This is a genomic window from Novosphingobium sp. BL-S-34, from assembly GCF_056857015.1.
Genome location: NZ_CM166472.1, coordinates 1,720,027 through 1,738,539 on the forward strand (window position 1 = coordinate 1,720,027; position 18,513 = coordinate 1,738,539).

The following is an 18,513-nucleotide window of genomic DNA, read 5'->3' on the forward strand; positions in this document are numbered from 1 at the left end:
CTACTCGCGCGGCCAAACCGCAAGCGATTGGGGCGGAAACGGAGGAAATCATCGGTTCGGCGGTTTTCAGACCTGCCATCGCTCTGCCATAAGCGCCCCGTGCCAGACGCTGACCCTCTTGCCGATCTCCTGCCTGACGCGCACGAAGCGCTCCATGCCACATTCGGCTTCAACGCCTTTCGCGGCGTGCAGGAACAGGTGGTCACGCGCGCGCTTTCGGGCCGCTCCACCCTGGCGGTCATGCCGACCGGCGCGGGCAAATCGCTGACCTATCAGCTGCCCGCGGTCATGCTGGAGGGCACTTGCGTGGTGGTTTCGCCGCTGATCGCGCTGATGCACGACCAGTTGCGCTCGGCCACTGCCAACGGCATCCGCGCCGCCACGCTGACCAGCGCCGATGCCGATCGCGGCCTCACCATGGACCGCTTCCGCGCGGGCGAGTTGGACTTGCTCTACATCGCCCCCGAACGCGCGAGCCAGCCCCATTTCCGCGAGCTGCTCGAACAGTCGCGCGTCGCCCTTTTCGCCATCGACGAAGCGCACTGCGTTTCCGAATGGGGCCACGATTTCCGGCCGGACTACCGCCTGCTGCGGCCGCTGCTGGACGCTTTCCCGCAAGTGCCGCGCCTCGCCCTGACGGCCACGGCAGACCATCATACCCGCACCGACATTCTCGCCCAGCTCGGCATTGCCGAAGAAGGGCTGATCGTCGCCGGGTTCGACCGTCCGAACATCCGCTACACCATCCGCCCGCGCGACAATGCGATGCGGCAGCTGAAAGCGGTGATGGAGGAGAACCCCGGCCCGGGCATCGTCTACGCCCCCACCCGCGCCCGCGTGGAGCAACTGGCCGAGACTCTGGCCTCCGCCACCGGGCGGCGCGTACTGCCCTATCACGCCGGGCTCGATCCCGAAGTGCGCGCCCGCAACCAGGCCGCCTTCGTGGCCTCGGAAGACATGGTCATGGTGGCCACGGTCGCCTTCGGCATGGGCATCGACAAGCCGGACGTGCGCTTCGTCGCCCATGCCGGCATTCCGAAGTCGATCGAGGCCTATTACCAGGAAACCGGCCGCGCCGGGCGCGATGGCGATCCTTCGGTGGCGATGATGTTCTGGGGAGCCGACGATTTCGCCCGCGCCCGCCAGCGCCTCTCCGAGATCGAACCGCACCGGCTGCAAAGCGAACGCCAGCGCCTCGATGCCCTCGCGGGTCTGGTCGAAACCGCCGAATGCCGCCGCGCGGTCCTGCTCCGCCACTTCGGCGAGACGCCCGCGCCTTCCTGCGGAAACTGCGACAATTGCCTGGAGCCGGCAGGTGTGATCGACGTGACGGAAGTGGCGCGCAAGCTGCTTTCGGCCGTCTATCGCACCGGCCAGAGCTATGGACTGGGCCACCTCGAAAAGGTCCTGACCGGCGCCAGCGACGACCGTGTGCTGCAGCGCGGGCACGACCAGCTTTCGGTCTTCGGCATTCTCACCGAGGAAGAGCAGCCACTGCTCAAGCCGCTGGCCCGCGCACTCCAGGCCCGCGGCAGCCTCTTGCCGACCGAACATGGCGGCCTCTCGCTGGGCGGAGACGCGCGTGAAATCCTCAAGGGCGAGGCTTCGGTGCAGATCGTCGTTCCGCCCAAGCGCGAGAAGAAGCGCCGCGGTGGACGCGGCGCGGCGGACGGCGGCGCCAACCCGGTCGGCGATCCCCTGTTCGATGCCCTGCGCGCCTTGCGCCGCGATCTCGCCCAGGAAGCGGGCGTGCCGCCCTATGTCGTGTTCCATGACGCCACCTTGCGCGAAATGGCCGCCGCGCGCCCATCGTCGCTGGCACAGCTCGGAGAGATCGGCGGCGTCGGCGCCCGCAAGCTGGAAGCCTATGGCGAGGCCTTCCTCGAAGTCCTGCGGCAGTTCTGAACCTTCCCGTTTCGCGCCGAGCCGGGTCGATCACGCCTCCGGTCGCCATTTGCCGCCCAAAGCGCTAAAGGGCCCACATGATCCGCATATTGATCGATGCCGACGCCTGCCCGGTGAAGGACGAGACCTACAAGGTTGCAGCCCGCCACAAGGTGCCGGTGGTCGTCGTCAGCAACAGCCCCATCCGCGTTCCGCAAGGCCCACTGGTCTCCCGCAAGCTGGTGAGCGACGCGTTCGACGCCGCTGACGACTGGATCGTCGAGAACACTGCGCCTGGCACCGTCGTGATCACCGCCGACATCCTGCTGGCCGACCGCTGCCTCAAGCTCGGCGCCGAAGTGGTCGCGCCCAACGGCAAGCCTTTCACCACGTCCTCAATCGGCAGCGCCATCGCCACGCGGGCGATCATGGCCGACCTCAGGGCAGGCGGCGACGTGGTGGGAGGCCCGCCGCCCTTCAGCAAGACCGACCGATCGCGCTTCCTCTCCAGTCTCGACGAGACGCTGGTGCGATTGCAGCGCCGCCAGGTCTAGGCAGCGCGGGCTCATGACGGACCACCGGCAGACGCCTGCCCGCACAAGGGTCCGCGCTGCGCGGCGGCCGGTACGCGGGCCGGGAAACGATCGATTAGCCCAGCCGGTAGGGCGTGGGATCGCCGCCTTCACGGATCAGCATCTGCCGCGCTTCCTTGCGCAGGCGCAGGCAGACTTCTTCGCGGGCCTCGTCGCCCAGCCTTTCGGGAAATCCGCGAAGCGCCGCCTCGTATCCGTGTTCGACGAGCGCATCCAGCACCGCCGCTTCATCGGTTGCGAAAGCCCGCGCCATCAACTTGAGGGTCCGGACGGTTTCGCGAAATTCGAAATCGGTAAGGCGGCCGGATTCGAACTCTTCCTTGCGAAGCAGCGCCCGCCGCAGATCCCACACCATCATCGGCCTCCCCAAGAAACCGCGAACCGGTCCAAGGTCGTGAACGCAGGAATAGCGCCATCGAGGTTTGAGGTGAAATGGTTCGGCGCCAGGCAGGAAGCCGCAGGAATAACCCGGTGGTTCAGAGGCTCCCGGCATGGCGAGAGACCTTTTCGGGCAAATCCGGACCGCCCGCCAAGATTGCGCCGCTTATGCGGTCACGGCCTAATCCTCGCGGCCGTCGAAGGAAACCGGCACGGCCAGGCGGAATGGCAGGTCGGGGGAGGCGATGCGCGATTCCGTGCCGTTGTCGTGGATCAGGACGGCCCGTCCGACGCCCGGCGTCGCCACAACGGCAACGACACTGTCCACCCAAGCATGCAGCAACGCCTTGGCGCGTGCGAGTTCGGAAGCTTCGCGGGTCGTGGTGCCGGATGCTTCGAGTTCGGCTTCCAGCTCGGCAATGCGCGAGGTGGCTTCCGCGATACGATCGCCGTGAGCGCCGTCACCCAAGGAGCCGTCACCCAAGGCACTGCCGGCGCCGCTGCCGGTTTCTTCGCTGGCCTGTTCGCTCATGCTCTGGTCTCCCGCGCCCGGATGGTTCTTGTTGCCTGACGACTAGGTGGCCACCGGGACCAAGAGAGGCAAGGCCCCGGCAATCGCTCTCGCGGTAACCGGGGCCCTGGAACGTCTTTCCGCGATCGACGCGGATTCCTCAGGTCAGAGAGGATTGTCGAGCTTGATGATCTCTTCCTCGCTGGCACGCTGGGTCGTCTTGAGCTGGCGCGGGCCGGCAAAGCTGTCGAGCACCGGCTTGTCGCGGGCATAGAGATCGTCGAACGGCTTGAGCTGGCCGTCGATCGAGCGGGCATAGGTGAAATAGGTGAGGTAGACCGGGAAGGTCCGCGTCATCTCGACCTTGGTATAGTCGCCCGAGCGGGAGATCTCGGCGGCTTCGGCGGCGGTCTTCTTGGCGCCGAGGATCGCCATGGTCATGCCCAGTTCCACGGCGCGCTCGGTGCGGATGCAGCCGTGGCTGAAGGCGCGCACGTCCGAGTTGAAATACTGCTTCGACGGGGTGTCGTGCAGGTAGATCGCGTGGGGGTTGGGCATGTCGATCTTCATCAGGCCGAGCGAGTTGTTCGCGCCCGGCTGCTGGACCACGGTGATCGTGCCGTCGCCGTTCTTGGTGGCCTTGTAACCTGCCGAACGCGCCCAGCCGGGGTTGTTCAGCACTTTGGCGCCCAGGCCTTCGCCCTTCACGATCGACTGCGGCACGGTCCAGGTGGGGTTGAAGACCACTGCGCTCACCGTCTCGGCCAACTGCGGCGTGGCCGTGCGGCCGGGCTTGCCGACCACGGTCTTGTAGCTGCGGATGATCTTGTTCTTGACCACCAGGCGGAGCTGGAATTCCGGAATGTTGGTCATCAGGTAGACGTCGCCGAGGTCGCGAGCGAGCCAGCGCCAGCGGTCCATGTTGGCCTGGATCAACGCGCGGCGCGCCTTGTTGGCCATGGGCGTGGCGTTGAGATCGGCCTTGAGCGCGGCATAGTCGGGGTTGGTCGGCGCGAGCTTGTCCACCACGCCGGCCACGTCATGCTCGGAAAGCGACTGCGCCATGATCTGCGCGGTGGGCATCACGTCCTGGTCGGGGTCTACCGCAAACCACTGCACGCGGGCCTTCATCGGGGTGCGGCCGTCGCGCAGATCCTCGATCAGCCAGCCGAACACGCGGCTTGCCAGCGCGTCAAGCTCGTCGCCTTCGCCCTTGGCGATCGCGGCGCGCAAGGCCGAGGGCTGGTAGTCGGCCGGCACGAGACCTTCCTTGCCGATATATTCGACAGTGGCGAGCAGGGCCTTGGCGTCCGCCATGGACCAGGCCATGACCGGCTCGGCCACGACGACGTCCTGCACCACCGGCTGCGAAACCGTGGGGATCGCAGTGGGAACCACGGCAGGCGGGACCACCGGCTGCACCGCTGCCGGGCGCGTGGCCGTCTTGGCGGCGGGCTTCGCAGTCGCCGTGGGTTTGGGCGTTGGTGTGGGCGTGGGGGTCGCCTGCGTGGTCGGCAGAATAGAGGTGGGCGCCGAGACGGTCTTCTTCTTCGCCGCATCGGTCTTGGAGGACGCGGTCCTGGTATCCGTCTTTCCGTCCGACTTCTGGGCCAGAGCCGGCTGCGCTGCAAGACCCGTCGCCGCCATGACCGCCAGCACGCTGCAACCGAACCTCATGAAACTCGCCATTGTGATCTGAACCTGCCCTTGGTGATGCTGGAATGATATCGAGGGAAACGCAGCCAAGGATAACTGGCTGCAGACCTTGCCGCTTTGCCCCCATATAGTGCCTTCTTCAAGGATTTCGCCTGTCCCTGCGATGAATTGCTTGCATTGGCGCTTGCGCGGGGCCGCGCGGGAGACGAGAGCCGGGGCCTGATGAGCGCTCCTGCCGCCCCTGATATAGAGTCTTCGCCTGGCTCGCCGCTCGGCCTGCACCCCGCCGGTCGCCCCTCGGCGCTGCCGGTGCTGGCCGTCATTGCCGGGATCGCCACGTTCAGCGCCATGGACGCGATGATAAAGGGCGCCGGGCTCGCGGTGGGCGTCTATACGGCGCTGCTGCTGCGCAATCTCTTCGGCACGTTCCTGACGTTCCCGCTCTGGCTCTCGGCCGGGCGGCCACTGCCTTCCCGCGCGGTGCTGAAGGTCCACGCCCTGCGCGCGGCGATCACTTCGGCCATGGCCGCACTCTTTTTCTATGGCCTGGTACGAATTCCTATGGCCGAGGGAATCGCCATTTCCTTCGTGTCCCCGATCATTGCGCTCTATTTCGCAGCGCTTTTCCTGGGCGAGACGATCCGGCCGCGCGCCGTCGTCGCTTCGCTGCTGGGCATTCTGGGCGTGCTGGTGATCACTGCCGGCCGGCTCGGATCGGGCGCCTATTCTGACGAAGCGATAGCGGGCACGGCGGCGATCCTGCTCTCGGCCGTGTTCTACGCCATGAACCTGGTGCTCCAGCGCAAGCAGGCGCTCCTGGCCAGGCCGGTAGAGATCGCGCAATTCCAGAACCTGCTGGTAACGTTGATTTTTCTGGTGTTTTCACCCTGGCTTGCGGTCATGCCCGATCCCCGCAGCCTGCTGCTGATCCTGGCCGGCGCCGTGCTGGCGACATGCGCGCTGCTGTTCCTGTCCTGGGGCTATGCCCGCGCCGAGACGCAAGTGCTGCTGCCGATCGAGTATACCGGCTTTTTCTGGGCCGCCCTGCTTGGCTGGCTGATGTTCGGAGAGCGCCTTGATCTCGCAACTGTTGCCGGCACGATACTGATCGTTATCGGCTGCTGGACAGGTGCACGCAACGCAAGAGTCGAGTCCCAGGTACCACGCAAGCCCCCCTTGACCTGAGGGCCGCGAGCGCGCATCGGCGGGGCCGAAGAATCCGCTTGTCGCGATGCAGCACGGCGATCATTTTCGGAACCTGGGCTAGTGGGTTGCGAAATAGCCGCTCTTCTCGTGGCACGCTCCATACAGAAGGGGATAATACCCAAATGACCCAGGTCGGACAGGACACGCTCGGCACCCGCAGCACCATGACAGTCGGCGGCAAGCAGATCGCCTACTACTCCCTCAAGAAAGCCGCCGAAAAGATCGGCGACGTTTCGCGCCTTCCCTTCTCGATGAAGGTCCTTCTCGAGAACCTCCTGCGCTTCGAAGACGGCGGCTTCACCGTCGCCACCAAGGACATCCAGGCGATTGCCGACTGGCAGAAGAACCCTGCCACGGGCGAGGAAATCCAGTACCGCCCGGCCCGCGTTCTGCTTCAGGACTTCACCGGCGTGCCCTGCGTGGTCGACCTGGCCGCGATGCGCGACGCCATCGCCACGCTCGGCGGCGACACCAGCAAGATCAACCCGCTGGTCCCCGTGAACCTGGTGATCGACCACTCGGTCATGGTCGACGAATTCGGCCACCCCAAGGCGTTCGAAGAGAACGTGGAAATCGAATACCAGCGCAACATGGAGCGCTACGACTTCCTCAAGTGGGGCTCGAAGTCGCTCGACAACTTCTATGCCGTTCCCCCGGGCACCGGCATCTGCCACCAGGTCAACCTGGAGAACATCGCCAAGACCGTATGGTCCAGCGAAGACCAGAACGGTGAACTGGTCGCCTATCCCGACACCTGCGTCGGCACCGACAGCCACACCACCATGGTCAACGGCCTGGGCGTGCTGGGCTGGGGCGTCGGCGGCATCGAGGCGGAAGCCGCGATGCTCGGCCAGCCGGTCTCGATGCTCATCCCCGAAGTCGTCGGCTTCAAGCTGACCGGCGAACTGAAGGAAGGCGTGACCGCCACCGACCTCGTGCTGACCTGCACCGCCATGCTGCGCAAGCACGGCGTGGTCGGCCGCTTCGTCGAATACTTCGGCCCCGGCCTCGCCTCGCTGTCGCTGGCCGACCGTGCGACGCTCGCCAACATGGCCCCGGAATACGGCGCCACCTGCGGCTTCTTCGGCATCGACGACAAGACGATCGACTACCTGCGCCTCACCGGCCGCGAGGAAGAGCAGATCGCCCTCGTCGAAGCCTATGCCAAGGAGCAGGGCTTCTGGATCGACCCGGCCGCCGCCGACCCGATCTTCTCCTCGACCCTCGAACTCGACATGTCGACTGTCGTGCCTTCCCTCGCCGGTCCCAAGCGCCCGCAGGACTGGGTCGCGCTTCCCGACGTGGACGACGTGTTCAACAAGGACATGGCCGAGACCTACAAGAAGACCGCCGCCCGCGTTCCCGTGGAAGGCAAGGACTTCGACATCGGTGACGGCGACGTCATGATCGCCGCCATCACCAGCTGCACCAACACCTCGAACCCGGGCGTGCTGGTTGCCGCCGGTCTCGTCGCCAAGAAGGCCGACGAACTGGGCCTGAAGCCGAAGCCCTGGGTCAAGACCTCGCTGGCGCCGGGTTCGCAGGTCGTCACCGACTACCTCGAGAAGGCCGGTCTCCAGTCGCACCTCGACAACATCGGCTTCAACCTCGTCGGTTACGGCTGCACCACCTGCATCGGCAACTCGGGCCCGCTCGCGGAGCCGATCTCGAAGGCGATCAACGAGAACGGCCTGGTCGCCAGCGCCGTGATCTCGGGCAACCGCAACTTCGAAGGCCGCGTCAGCCCCGACGTGCGCGCCAACTTCCTGGCCTCGCCGCCGCTGGTCGTTGCTTACGCCCTCAAGGGAACCGTGGTGGAAGACTTCACCACCACCCCGATCGGCGTCAGCAAGGACGGCACGGACGTGTTCCTCAAGGACATCTGGCCGACCAACCTCGAAGTCAGCACCACGATGAACGCCTGCGTCGATCGCGGCATGTTCCAGGCCCGCTATGCAGACGTCTACAAGGGCGACAAGCACTGGCAGGCGATCAACGTCGTCGGTTCGGACACCTACTCGTGGCGCGCCGGTTCGACGTATGTCGCCAACCCGCCGTACTTCGAGGGCATGGAAATGACCCCGGCGCCGGTGAACGACATCATCGAGGCCAAGCCCCTGCTGATCCTCGGCGATTCGATCACCACCGACCACATCTCGCCGGCCGGCTCGATCAAGGCCGACAGCCCGGCTGGCCAGTGGCTAATGGAGCACCAGGTCGCCAAGGCGGACTTCAACTCCTACGGTTCGCGCCGTGGCCACCACGAAGTCATGATGCGCGGCACTTTCGCCAACATCCGCATCCGCAACGAAATGGTCCCCGGCATCGAAGGCGGCATGAGCCGCTTCGGTGAAGAGGTTCTGCCGGTCTACGACGTCGCGCAGAAGTACAAGGAGCAGGGCACGCCGCTGGTGGTCGTGGCCGGCAAGGAGTACGGCACCGGTTCGTCGCGCGACTGGGCGGCCAAGGGCACCAACCTGCTGGGCGTCCGCGCCGTGATCGTCGAGAGCTTCGAGCGTATCCACCGCTCGAACCTGGTCGGCATGGGCGTGCTTCCGCTTCAGTTCAAGGACGGCGACAGCCGCCAGTCGCTCGGCCTGACCGGCGACGACGCCTTCACGATCAAGGGCGTCGCCAGCCTGAAGCCGCGCCAGGACGTGGAAGTGGAAGTGACCCGTCCGGACGGTTCGACCTTCACCTTCACCGCGCTGTGCCGCATCGATACCGCCAACGAAGTGGAATACTTCAACAACGGCGGCATCCTGCAGTACGTGCTGCGCAAGCTGGCCGCCTAAACAGCCGCCAGCCGCAAGGCTGAGAAAAACCCCGTCCCGCGTTCGCGCGGGGCGGGGTTTTCTTTTGGGAGAAGATGTCCGGCCGCCCCGCCAGGCCGCAGAGAGCATTTCCGGCGCGCGAAGGGGCTTGCTTCCACACGCCCGCCCCGCACACGAAAAAGGGGTGAGCGCCCCCCGACGCTCACCCCCGTCTCCAGCTGGCCGCGTATCGCGGCGCGCTGGCTGGCTGCCCTCAGCCGGACTTCTTGCGCACCAGACGCTGGCGGCCGACTACCGCTGCCGCGGCCGCGCCGAACAGGATCAGCATCGGCGGGGCGGGAACGTCGGTCGGCGGCGTGGTCGGCGGCGGATTGTCGCCGCCCGAGGATGTCGAGGTAGAGCTGGAGGTCGAGGACGACGTCGAACTGGAGCTGCTCGACGACGAGGACGTGGAGCTGGACGAGCTTGTGCTGGTCGAGACGTTGCCCGAGCTGGACGAACTGGTGCTGGTAGAAACATTGCCCGAGCTGGAAGAGCTGGTGCTCGTCGAGACGTCGCCCGAGCTGGACGACGTCGTCGTGGAGGTGATGCCGCCGGTCGTCGTGGTCAGTCCGCCGGTGGTGGTCGTGGTCGTCAGGCCGCCAGTCGAGCTGGAGGACGAGGTGGAACCGCCCGTCGTGGTAGTCGTCAGGCCGCCGGTGGACGAAGAGCCCGAGGTGGAGCCGCCGCTGGAGGTGGACGAAATGATGACGTTGCCGCCGCCCGATCCGCCGCCGCCGAAGAAACCACCGAAGAAGCCGCCTCCGAAACCGCCGAAGCCGCCGCCACCGCCGCCGACCACCACCGGGGCACCGCCGCTGCCACCCGCATAGGACGGCGCCGGGGCGGGCGGGATATAGGGCGGGGGAAGCGGGACGGAGACCATCTGCGGCACGTCGGGCCGCGGGATGATGCGGCGCGCGCGCTTCACTTCGCGCGGCGGATCCTTGCGGACGATCCGCTTGGCCGGATGGCGCGGCTTCGCCGTCTTGGCCATCTTGACCTTGCGGTACTCCACCGACTTGCGCTGCGTCTCGGCCACATGGACCGCGCCACCGCCGATGATAGCGCAGCCTGCCGCACAGGCAGACAGTTTAGCGAGGGCCATACGAACCGACATGATCGTCTCTCTCTTCGTTCTGTTCGGCCCTGCCCGTTCGGGAATATGCCCAAAGGGGAACACGGGAGCCGACTTGCCCTGAACAAACGCAGAGAGCGGTTAACGGAACAATGGTATTTACCGAGATTCGACAGCGCCGAGGCAGAAAATGCGTTAGTTTTCGGAGGTAACGCGCAAGCTGTACCGAACCGGGACTATCCGAAGGCCCATCTGTAAACGCCCCCGACAGTTTGTTGCGCGGAACGCGTGCGCGTTCAGTCCCCGTCCGAATCGAACAGTGCCCCCTGCGGCCCCTGTCCGCTGCCGCCATTCGGCGGCGTCATGCCCAGGTGCGTCCAGCCCCGGTCGTTGAGGCAACGGCCCCTTGCCGTGCGGGCGATGAGGCCCAGCTGGATGAGGTAGGGCTCGATCACTTCCTCGATCGTGTCGCGCGGTTCGGACAGGCCCGCCGCCAGCGTTTCGACGCCCACCGGGCCGCCCTTGTAGATGCCGGCGATCATCTGCAGGTAGCGGCGATCCTGCGCGTCGAGACCTATGGAATCCACTTCCAGCCGGGTCAGGGCATCGTCGGCGATTTCGTGCGTGATGACGTCGGAGCCGGCGACATGGGCAAAGTCGCGCACACGGCGCATCAGGCGCCCGGCGACGCGCGGCGTACCGCGCGAGCGGCGCGCGATCTCGGTCGCCCCGCCCTTGTCCATGCCGATGCCCAGCAGGTTGGCGCCGCGCGTGACGACTTTCTCCAGCTCTTCCACGGAGTAGAACTGCAGGCGCACCGGAATGCCGAAGCGATCGCGCAGCGGGGTCTGGAGCAGGCCCTGCCGCGTCGTGGCACCCACCAGCGTGAAGGGCGGCAAGTCGATCCGCACCGAGCGCGCCGAAGGCCCCTCGCCGATGATGAGGTCCAGCGCGCGATCTTCCATCGCCGGGTAGAGCACTTCCTCGACCACGGGATTGAGGCGGTGGATCTCGTCGATGAACAGCACGTCGCCATGCTCGAGATTGGTCAGCAGCGCCGCCAGGTCGCCCGCCTTGGCGATCACCGGGCCGCTGGTGGCGCGGAACCCCACGCCCAGTTCCCGCGCGATAATCTGCGCCAGGGTTGTCTTGCCGAGGCCGGGAGGCCCGAAGAACAAGGTATGATCCATCGCCTCGCGCCGCGACTTGGCGCTCTCGATGAAGACGCGAAGGTTGTCCTTCGCCGCCGCCTGCCCGACAAATTCCGCCAGAGTCTTGGGCCGCAGGGCCGCATCTGCGTCCTCGGGCTGGCGGGTTGGGGTAAGGATGGGGTTATCGGTCATGGGTTGGGCATCTGACGAGGAATGGAACCTGAAACGGGTGCAGGGTGACGAAGTTCTCTACGGAGCCGCGTCTGGCGGATTGCAGCCATCATCCCGCCGCCTTCTTCAGCGCCACGCGGACGAGGTCGTTGAGCCCCGCATCCTCGCCCAGTTCCTCCACGGCCTTGCCGACCGCCATGCTGGCCACCGCGGGCTTGAAGCCCAGGTTCTGGAGCGCGGAAACGGCATCCGCGCTGGAAAAACCGGCAGGTGCGACGGCCGAGGCCAGACCGGGCACGCCCGGTGCGGTGGGCATGCCGCCGGCCTTGTCCTTGAGTTCGTTGACGATGCGGCTGGCCAGCTTCGGCCCGACGCCGTTGGCGCGCGCGACCATGGCGGAATCGCCGCCGGCGCAGGCGCGCTGCAGTTCCTCGGTCGTCAGGGCGGAGAGGATCGCCAGCGCCACTTTCGAACCGACGCCCTGCACGGCCGTCAACAGGCGGAACCAGTTGCGTTCCGCGCCGCTGGTGAAGCCGATGAGGCGCTGGTCGGTTTCGGAAACCTGCATCTCGGTATGGACGACGACCTTGTCCCCCCGGATGCCGAGATGGTCGAGCGTCCGCGCCGAACAATGGACGAGATAACCGACGCCGTTGACGTCGATGATCGCCCAGTCGGGGCCGGTGTCGTCGAGCAGACCTGTAAGCTTGGCGATCATGGTTTGTTCCTATGGCAGGAACAATCGCGCGACGCCAGCCCCGCCGGGCGCCTTCAGGTGTTTGCCTGTTGATCTTCGGAAACCTGGTCCCACGGCCGGTAATAGAGCGCTGCGCAGGCCTGCGCCATCACGCCGCCGGTCACCGAGAGGTCGTCCTTCCAGGCGTCGGTCACGAAATCGAGTGTCGAAAGGTGGCGATCCTCGAAATACATGACATGCACGTCCGCCCGGCCGGCACCGTAGACGATCCGGCTGACCCCTGCCCAGATCGCCGCCATCGTGCACATTCCGCAAGGTTGCAGCGTGGAATAGAGCGTTGCCCCCTCCACGCGCATCGCGCCCACGGCCCGGCCGGCAAGGCGAAAGGCTTCGATCTCGGCATGGGCGGTGGCGTCGCAGCGCTCGGCCGTGCGGTTGACCCCGGCCGCGATCAGCTTTCCATCGAGCACGACGAGCGCGGCAATCGGGGTGTCGGCGGGATCGGTGCCCTTTTCGGCCACGGCGATGCGGATCGCCTCGGCCATCCAGCGGGCATCGGCCCGGTCTTCGTCGCTGCCTCGTTCTTCGCCGTGCGGTTCCATGACGCGCACAACGCGCCGACCTAACGGTGGCTCCCGAGCATGTTGGCATGCGTGATGGCCACGGCCAGGGCGTCGGAGGCGTCCTCGCCCGCCAGCTTCACGCCGGGCAGCAGCACTTTCAGCATGTGCTGAATCTGCTTCTTGTCGGCGCCGCCGGTGCCGACGAGCGCCTTCTTGATGACCTTGGTGGAGTATTCGGCCACCGGCAAACCGGCCCGCGCGATCGACAGCATGGCGACGCCGCGCGCCTGCCCCAGCTTCAGCGTCGACTGCGGGTTCACGTTGACGAAGACCTCCTCCACCGCGCCCGCATCGGGCCGGTGGAGGAGAATCACGTCGGTGAGCGCGGCATCGAGCTCGACCAGCCGCTCGGCCATGCCGGCCTTCGCGTCGGTACGGATCTGCCCGTTGGCAACGTGGCTTAGGCGGCTTCCGCTCTTGGCGACCACCCCCCAACCCGTGCAGGTGAGCCCCGGATCGAGGCCGATGATGATCACGGCTGGGCTTAGCCCAGCTTTTCCATGACTTCGTCGGAGATGTCGTAATTGCCCCAGACGGTCTGGACGTCGTCGTCTTCTTCGAGGGTGTCGACCAGCTTCATCAGCGTGCCGGCAGTGTCGGCATCGACGTCGACAGTGAGGTTGGGCTTCCACGCCAGCTTCACGCCCTCGGCTTCGCCCAGGACCTTTTCCAGCTCGCGGGCGACTTCGTGCAGCGAATCGACCGAGACCCAGATCTGGTGGCTGCCGGGATTCTCGTCGCCATCGCCCATATCGCTTTCGACATCGTCCGCGCCGGCTTCGATGGCGGCTTCGAGGACCTTGTCCTCGTCACCCACGCTGCCGGGGTATTCGATCAGGCCGAGGCGTTCGAAACCGTGCGAAACCGCGCCCGAAGCACCAAGGTTGCCGCCGTTCTTGGAGAAGGCGGTGCGCACGTTGGTGGCGGTGCGGTTGCGGTTGTCGGTCAGCGCCTCGACGATGAGGGCCACGCCGCCGGGGCCGTAGCCCTCGTAGCGCACTTCCTCGTAGTTCTCGGCATCGCCCTTGCTCGCCTTGTCGATCGCGCGCTGGATGTTGTCCTTGGGCATCGACTGCGCCTTGGCCGCGTTGACGGCGGCGCGCAGGCGCGGGTTCATGTCCGGATCAGGCATGCCCATCTTGGCCGCGACGGTGATTTCGCGGGAGAGCTTGCTGAACTGCGCCGAGCGCTTTTTGTCCTGCGCGCCCTTGCGGTGCATGATGTTCTTGAATTTGGAATGGCCTGCCATGGGTCCGCTCTTGCTTCGCTCGTCTGCCTGCCTGCGGACTGATCCGCGAGGCCCGGAGAATGAGGTCCGGTGAATGTTGTGTGCCAATTGACGCAGGGCGCGCCTTACAACAGGCCGGCACCCGAGGGCAACCGCCCGCTCCGCACGCCGATCATGCGCCGCATCGCACAATGAATTGGCAAGGATGACGGGGCTATCAGGAACGGGCATGGCTACCCGAACCCACCCGCCCGCCCATTCCACGCCGCCCTTCGCACCCTTGGGCATGCTGCGCGAACTGCCGCCTTTCCTGCGGCGGCCCGCCGTGCTCACGCCGATCGGCCTGCGCAGGCGCGAAGGCTGGGCGGCGCTCGGCGTGCTGGAAACGGTTCACATCGCCGGGCTTTTCCTGGTGGTGCTGCCGCTCATCGGGATCTGGCAGCAGGCCATGCACCTTTCCCCGCCCGATGCTTTCGACAAGCTGCCGGGAGGCTGGCTGCTCCCCTTCACGATCCTGATTGCCCCGATCGCCGAAGAGGCGCTTTTCCGCGGCTGGCAGATGGGACGCCCCCGCGCGCTCTGGCTATTGGCCTGCACCGTGGTGCTGGCGATCCTGGTGGTCTGCGCGAAAGGCATGGCGCCGATGGTGCTGGCAGGCGCGCTGGCGGTGCTGGCCCTTGCGGCGCTGGGCGGCTGGATCGCCTTGCGCAAGCGGCGCGCGCCCATGGCCGAATTCCTTGCGGCCTATCCGGCGGTGTTCTGGATCGTGGCGCTGGTCTTCGCGGGCGTGCACCTGACGAACTACCCTGCCGTCTCGGTGCTGACGCTGCCGCTGGTGCTGCCGCAATTATGGGCGGCGCTGCTGCTGGGCTTCACCCGCCAGCGCGTGGGCCTGCACGCCGCCATGCTCCAGCACGCCGGCGCCAATGCGGCGACCATGCTGCTGGTGCATTTCGGGACGTGACGCGCGTTTCTGCCCGGCCGTAAGGGCGGGGCGAGACGCCGGAGTCTTCGCCGGTGCGCTCGCCACGAAAGTGACGAGCTTGCTGCACCGGCCCAAGTCTTTGTCGATGCGCCTTCGATGGATGTCGAAGGCTCGCGGCATCAGTCGATGCCGAGTGCCGTCTTGTAGGTGTCGAGCAGCATGTCCATTTCGCGGCGGTCATCCGGCTTCATCTTACGGATGCGCACGATCTGGCGCATGATCTTGACGTCGTAGCCGACTGCCTTGGCTTCGTTGTAGACGTCGCGGATATCGTCCGAGATGCCCTTCTTTTCCTCTTCGAGGCGCTCGACGCGCTCGATCAGCAGGCGCAGGCGATCGTCGGTGGTTTCGGCCATCGGTGTAGTGCTCCAATAGGAATCGTGAATCGGTTTGGCGGCGGCTGATAGCGACTGCGCCGGATTCGGGCAAAGCGCCGACCTGTGGAAATCCTGTGTGTAATCCGCAGCAAGGGCGCCCGGCCCTTCCCCGTTGCATCCCCGACGGGCCCGCGTTATTCGCCCCGCGAGCGGCGACCACGTTCCCGCCTCCCCGGCCGAACCGACCTCGCGCCCGGGAGCATCAAGACCGGGACGGCCCGGCAACCATTTCAGGAGGTTGCCCCCCAATGCCCACTGCCATGCCCTGGATCGTTCTCGTCATTGCCGGCCTGTTCGAAGTGGTCTGGGCCTCGGCGATGAAGCAGTCCAACGGCTTCACCCGCCTCTGGCCCAGCATCGTCACGATCGCGGCCATGCTGGCGAGCTTCGGCCTGCTGTCCTGGGCGATGCGCGTGCTGCCGCTGGGCACCGCCTACATGGTCTGGACCGGCATCGGCGCGCTGGGCGCCTTCATCGTCGGCATCGTCCTGCTCGGGGAATCGGCCAGCGCGATGCGCCTCGCCGCGGCGGGGCTGATCCTGGCCGGGCTGGTCATGATGAAGCTCGCGAGTTCCTGAGGGCGCTGGCACGCCCCCGAAACCGGCCCCGGGACATCGCCCTAGGGCGTCAGTGCGATCCGCCGTTTTTCTTCAGGCTTTCCTCCATCCGCGCGATCTGCTCGGGCGTGGCCTCGCTCTGATAGGCATCCTTCCAGGCGCCAAAGGGCATGCCGTGGATCACTTCGCGCGCCGCGGCCTTGTCGCCATCGTAGCCCGCATCGCGGATCCAGTCCGCCAGGCAGTTGCGGCAGAAGCCGGCCAGCCCCATCAAATCGATGTTCTGCGCATCGTGGCGGGTCTGGAGGTGCCGCACGAGGCGACGGAACGCCGCAGCCGCCACAGCGTCGTCGAGTTGGTCGATCTGGTCGTTTCCGTTCATATTTCTGGCAATCGTCCTTGGTTTGTCATGCCGCCTTTGCCATATGTCGCCGAAATATCGAAAGAGAGGCAGACAGATTTTGGCCACCACCCCTCCGTTTCGTCGTTCGCCGCACCATCGCGGCATCAAGCGCCAGCGCAAGGTGAAGATTCTTGCCACCCTGGGGCCGGCCAGCCGCGACAAGGAGACCATCGCCAAGCTGCTCAAGGCCGGCGCCGATGCGTTCCGCGTCAACATGAGCCATGGCGATCACGAGACCCATCGCGAAACCATCGCCAATATCCGCGCGGTCGAAAAGGACCTGATGCGCCCCGTGGCGATCCTTTGCGACCTCCAGGGCCCGAAACTGCGCGTCGGCACTTTCGCCGAGGGCAAGGTGTTCCTGCGCCACGGCGCTCACTTTACGCTCGATCGCGATCCCACGCCGGGTGACGAGAACCGCGTCTGCCTGCCGCATCCCGAACTCTTCGGCATTCTCCAGAAGGGCCAGCGCCTGCTGATCGACGACGGCAAGCTGCGCCTGGTGGTTATCAAGCCGGAAGCCGATTCGATCCTCTGCACCGCCGAAGTCGGCGGCTTCATTTCCGACCGCAAGGGCGTGAACGTGCCCGACGCGATCGTGCCGGTCCCCGCGCTGACCGACAAGGATCGCCGCGACCTCGCCTTCTCGGTGGAGCAGGGCGCCGACTGGATCGGCCTGTCGTTCGTCCAGCGCCCCGAAGACGTGGCCGAAGCGCGCCGCCTGATCGGCGGTGCCTGCGCGCTCATGTCGAAGATCGAAAAGCCCGCGGCGGTCGATTCCATCGACGGGATCATCGAGCTTTCGGACGGCATCATGGTCGCCCGCGGCGATCTGGGCGTGGAACTGCTGCCTGAAGAAGTGCCGCCGATCCAGAAGCACATCATCGCCAAGACCCGCGCCATCGGCAAGCCGGTGGTGGTCGCCACGCAGATGCTGGAATCGATGATCACCAGCCCCTCGCCGACCCGCGCCGAAGTGTCCGACGTGGCCAATGCCGTCTATGACGGCGCCGACGCGGTCATGCTCTCGGCCGAGACGGCAGCGGGCCAGTGGCCGGTGGAAGCGGTGACGATCATGGACCGCATCGCCATCAAGGTGGAGACCGACTCCACTTATCGCGAGCGCATCCACCTTGCCCAGACCCCGCCCGACGCCACCACGGCCGACGCGCTCTCCGCCTCCTGCGCCACCATTGCCGACACCCTGCCGATCGAGGGCATCATCGTCTTCACCGGATCGGGCGGCTCGGCCCGCCGCGTCGCCCGCGAGCGTCCCGCCGCGCCGATGCTGGTGCTCACGCCCTCGCAGAAGACCGCCCGCCGCCTGGCCCTGCTCTGGGGCGCGCATGCCGTGACCACCAAGGACATCGGCAGCTTCGAGGAGATGATCGCCAAGGGCAAGCGCATGGCCCTGCGCCACGGCTTCGGCGCCGCCGGTACACGCCTGGTGGCACTGGCCGGCGTCCCCTTCGGCACGCCGGGTTCGACGAACCTGCTCCATGTGGTAACGCTGACCGGCAACGAGCTGGAAACGCCGAACTGAGGTTCGATCCGGAGATGCGAAGAAAGCCGCACCGCACCGCCGCGTTGCTGGCGTTCTTCGCATTTCTGGGTTCGCCGCTTGCAGCCGGAGCAAGCCCTTCGTCGGCGTCGGAAACGCCCAGCGCGCTCAACCTGGGCGAAGGAATTTACGCCGCACATCGCGATGTCCTGAACGGAACCGGAAGCAGACCGCTGCGCAAAATCGCGGACGACGTCATCCGTTTCAGCTCCACGCCCGCCCTGGGCGCGCCCGGATACATCATCGAACTGCACGGCAAGACGCGGGATCAGGGCCCTCAAGTCCTTGCACGCTTCTTCCGCCATGGGATCGACCGATGGGACCCGGACGGCGAAATGCGTTTCGCTCTTTCCGAAGATGCCTACGATGATCTTGCAGGGACGATCGACGAACTGCTCGCCCAAGGCACTCCGGAAAGCCGAGGGCAGGTTCGCTGGATCTGCATGGACGGGCCCGGCTTCGTGACCGAACGCCTTACGAAAGGCCGGGCTCACTGGCTCAGCGGTTTCTGCGGCGACAATCCGAACAATGCCATCGCGGCCTTGCTGGACGGGCTGCTGGAACAACAAGTCGCCAGCCGCCTTCCCTCGCTCAAAACGCGCAAGTCGCCGCGGCTTTAGACCGATCCCGCGCGACGGAGA

Annotated in this window: 19 protein-coding genes; 8 read left to right on the forward strand and 11 right to left on the reverse strand. The window is 66.3% G+C overall.

The window, feature by feature from the left end:
• The first annotated feature begins 99 nt into the window (after positions 1-99).
• Both recQ and AC1VV3_RS08160 read left to right on the forward strand, forming a co-directional pair.
• Positions 100-1,905, forward strand: coding sequence for a DNA helicase RecQ (gene recQ, locus AC1VV3_RS08155; RefSeq protein WP_207912876.1), 1,806 nt, complete (start codon positions 100-102; stop codon positions 1,903-1,905).
• Between the two features lie 77 nt (positions 1,906-1,982).
• The gene (locus AC1VV3_RS08160) at positions 1,983-2,438 is read left to right on the forward strand and encodes a YaiI/YqxD family protein (RefSeq protein WP_482961509.1); all 456 of its coding nucleotides are present in this window, start codon (positions 1,983-1,985) and stop codon (positions 2,436-2,438) included.
• 94 nt (positions 2,439-2,532) lie between these two features.
• Here the strand turns inward: AC1VV3_RS08160 and AC1VV3_RS08165 are convergent, their stop codons facing one another.
• The 3 genes from AC1VV3_RS08165 to AC1VV3_RS08175 form a co-directional block, all read right to left on the reverse strand.
• The gene (locus AC1VV3_RS08165; RefSeq protein WP_482961510.1) at positions 2,533-2,832 is read right to left on the reverse strand and encodes a hypothetical protein; all 300 of its coding nucleotides are present in this window, start codon (positions 2,830-2,832) and stop codon (positions 2,533-2,535) included.
• Between the two features lie 204 nt (positions 2,833-3,036).
• On the reverse strand, positions 3,037-3,387 hold the full coding sequence (locus AC1VV3_RS08170) for a hypothetical protein (RefSeq protein WP_482961511.1): 351 nt from the start codon (positions 3,385-3,387) through the stop codon (positions 3,037-3,039).
• 144 nt (positions 3,388-3,531) lie between these two features.
• Positions 3,532-5,055 carry a L,D-transpeptidase family protein gene (locus AC1VV3_RS08175; RefSeq protein ID WP_482961512.1) on the reverse strand — a complete coding sequence of 508 codons (1,524 nt, stop codon included), beginning with the start codon at positions 5,053-5,055 and terminating at the stop codon, positions 3,532-3,534.
• A gap of 189 nt (positions 5,056-5,244) precedes the next feature.
• Between AC1VV3_RS08175 and AC1VV3_RS08180 the strand changes: the two genes are divergently transcribed.
• Together AC1VV3_RS08180 and acnA are read left to right on the forward strand one after the other, a co-directional pair.
• The gene (locus AC1VV3_RS08180) at positions 5,245-6,207 is read left to right on the forward strand and encodes an EamA family transporter (RefSeq protein ID WP_314465000.1); all 963 of its coding nucleotides are present in this window, start codon (positions 5,245-5,247) and stop codon (positions 6,205-6,207) included.
• Between the two features lie 143 nt (positions 6,208-6,350).
• Positions 6,351-9,023, forward strand: a complete 2,673-nt coding sequence (gene acnA, locus AC1VV3_RS08185; protein ID WP_482961513.1) for an aconitate hydratase AcnA — start codon at positions 6,351-6,353, stop codon at positions 9,021-9,023.
• Positions 9,024-9,255: 232 nt separating this feature from the next.
• On the opposite strand, the gene AC1VV3_RS08190 is transcribed toward acnA, so the two are convergent.
• The 6 genes from AC1VV3_RS08190 to AC1VV3_RS08215 all read right to left on the reverse strand — a co-directional run bounded on the left by AC1VV3_RS08190 (position 9,256) and on the right by AC1VV3_RS08215 (position 14,010).
• A complete protein-coding gene (locus AC1VV3_RS08190; RefSeq protein ID WP_314465003.1) occupies positions 9,256-10,161 on the reverse strand; it encodes a PEP-CTERM sorting domain-containing protein in 906 nt (301 codons plus the stop codon).
• A gap of 254 nt (positions 10,162-10,415) precedes the next feature.
• Positions 10,416-11,462: a Holliday junction branch migration DNA helicase RuvB gene (gene ruvB, locus AC1VV3_RS08195; RefSeq protein ID WP_132264725.1), complete on the reverse strand. Its 1,047-nt coding sequence runs from the start codon at positions 11,460-11,462 to the stop codon at positions 10,416-10,418.
• An 88-nt stretch (positions 11,463-11,550) separates the two neighbouring features.
• Entirely contained in the window at positions 11,551-12,159 is a 609-nt protein-coding gene (gene ruvA / locus AC1VV3_RS08200; protein WP_482961514.1) for a Holliday junction branch migration protein RuvA, read from the reverse strand.
• 53 nt (positions 12,160-12,212) lie between these two features.
• Positions 12,213-12,740: a nucleoside deaminase gene (locus tag AC1VV3_RS08205; protein ID WP_482961515.1), complete on the reverse strand. Its 528-nt coding sequence runs from the start codon at positions 12,738-12,740 to the stop codon at positions 12,213-12,215.
• Between the two features lie 20 nt (positions 12,741-12,760).
• A complete protein-coding gene (gene ruvC / locus AC1VV3_RS08210; protein WP_132264722.1) occupies positions 12,761-13,237 on the reverse strand; it encodes a crossover junction endodeoxyribonuclease RuvC in 477 nt (158 codons plus the stop codon).
• Between the two features lie 8 nt (positions 13,238-13,245).
• On the reverse strand, positions 13,246-14,010 hold the full coding sequence (locus AC1VV3_RS08215; RefSeq protein WP_132264720.1) for a YebC/PmpR family DNA-binding transcriptional regulator: 765 nt from the start codon (positions 14,008-14,010) through the stop codon (positions 13,246-13,248).
• Between the two features lie 208 nt (positions 14,011-14,218).
• Here AC1VV3_RS08215 and AC1VV3_RS08220 point away from each other — a divergent pair, with 208 nt between their 5' ends.
• Positions 14,219-14,953, forward strand: a complete 735-nt coding sequence (locus AC1VV3_RS08220) for a CPBP family glutamic-type intramembrane protease (RefSeq protein ID WP_482961516.1) — start codon at positions 14,219-14,221, stop codon at positions 14,951-14,953.
• Positions 14,954-15,093: 140 nt separating this feature from the next.
• Here the strand turns inward: AC1VV3_RS08220 and AC1VV3_RS08225 are convergent, their stop codons facing one another.
• Entirely contained in the window at positions 15,094-15,330 is a 237-nt protein-coding gene (locus tag AC1VV3_RS08225; RefSeq protein WP_086492369.1) for a DUF2312 domain-containing protein, read from the reverse strand.
• A gap of 281 nt (positions 15,331-15,611) precedes the next feature.
• Between AC1VV3_RS08225 and sugE the strand changes: the two genes are divergently transcribed.
• Positions 15,612-15,929 carry a quaternary ammonium compound efflux SMR transporter SugE gene (sugE, locus tag AC1VV3_RS08230; protein WP_132265308.1) on the forward strand — a complete coding sequence of 106 codons (318 nt, stop codon included), beginning with the start codon at positions 15,612-15,614 and terminating at the stop codon, positions 15,927-15,929.
• 49 nt (positions 15,930-15,978) lie between these two features.
• On the opposite strand, the gene AC1VV3_RS08235 is transcribed toward sugE, so the two are convergent.
• On the reverse strand, positions 15,979-16,290 hold the full coding sequence (locus AC1VV3_RS08235) for a DUF1244 domain-containing protein (RefSeq protein WP_132264717.1): 312 nt from the start codon (positions 16,288-16,290) through the stop codon (positions 15,979-15,981).
• A 79-nt stretch (positions 16,291-16,369) separates the two neighbouring features.
• On the opposite strand from AC1VV3_RS08235, the gene pyk reads away from it, so the two are divergent.
• Both pyk and AC1VV3_RS08245 read left to right on the forward strand, forming a co-directional pair.
• Positions 16,370-17,854 carry a pyruvate kinase gene (gene pyk, locus AC1VV3_RS08240; protein ID WP_243654147.1) on the forward strand — a complete coding sequence of 495 codons (1,485 nt, stop codon included), beginning with the start codon at positions 16,370-16,372 and terminating at the stop codon, positions 17,852-17,854.
• A 14-nt stretch (positions 17,855-17,868) separates the two neighbouring features.
• Positions 17,869-18,492, forward strand: a complete 624-nt coding sequence (locus tag AC1VV3_RS08245; RefSeq protein WP_132264714.1) for a hypothetical protein — start codon at positions 17,869-17,871, stop codon at positions 18,490-18,492.
• The last annotated feature ends 21 nt before the right edge of the window (positions 18,493-18,513 follow it).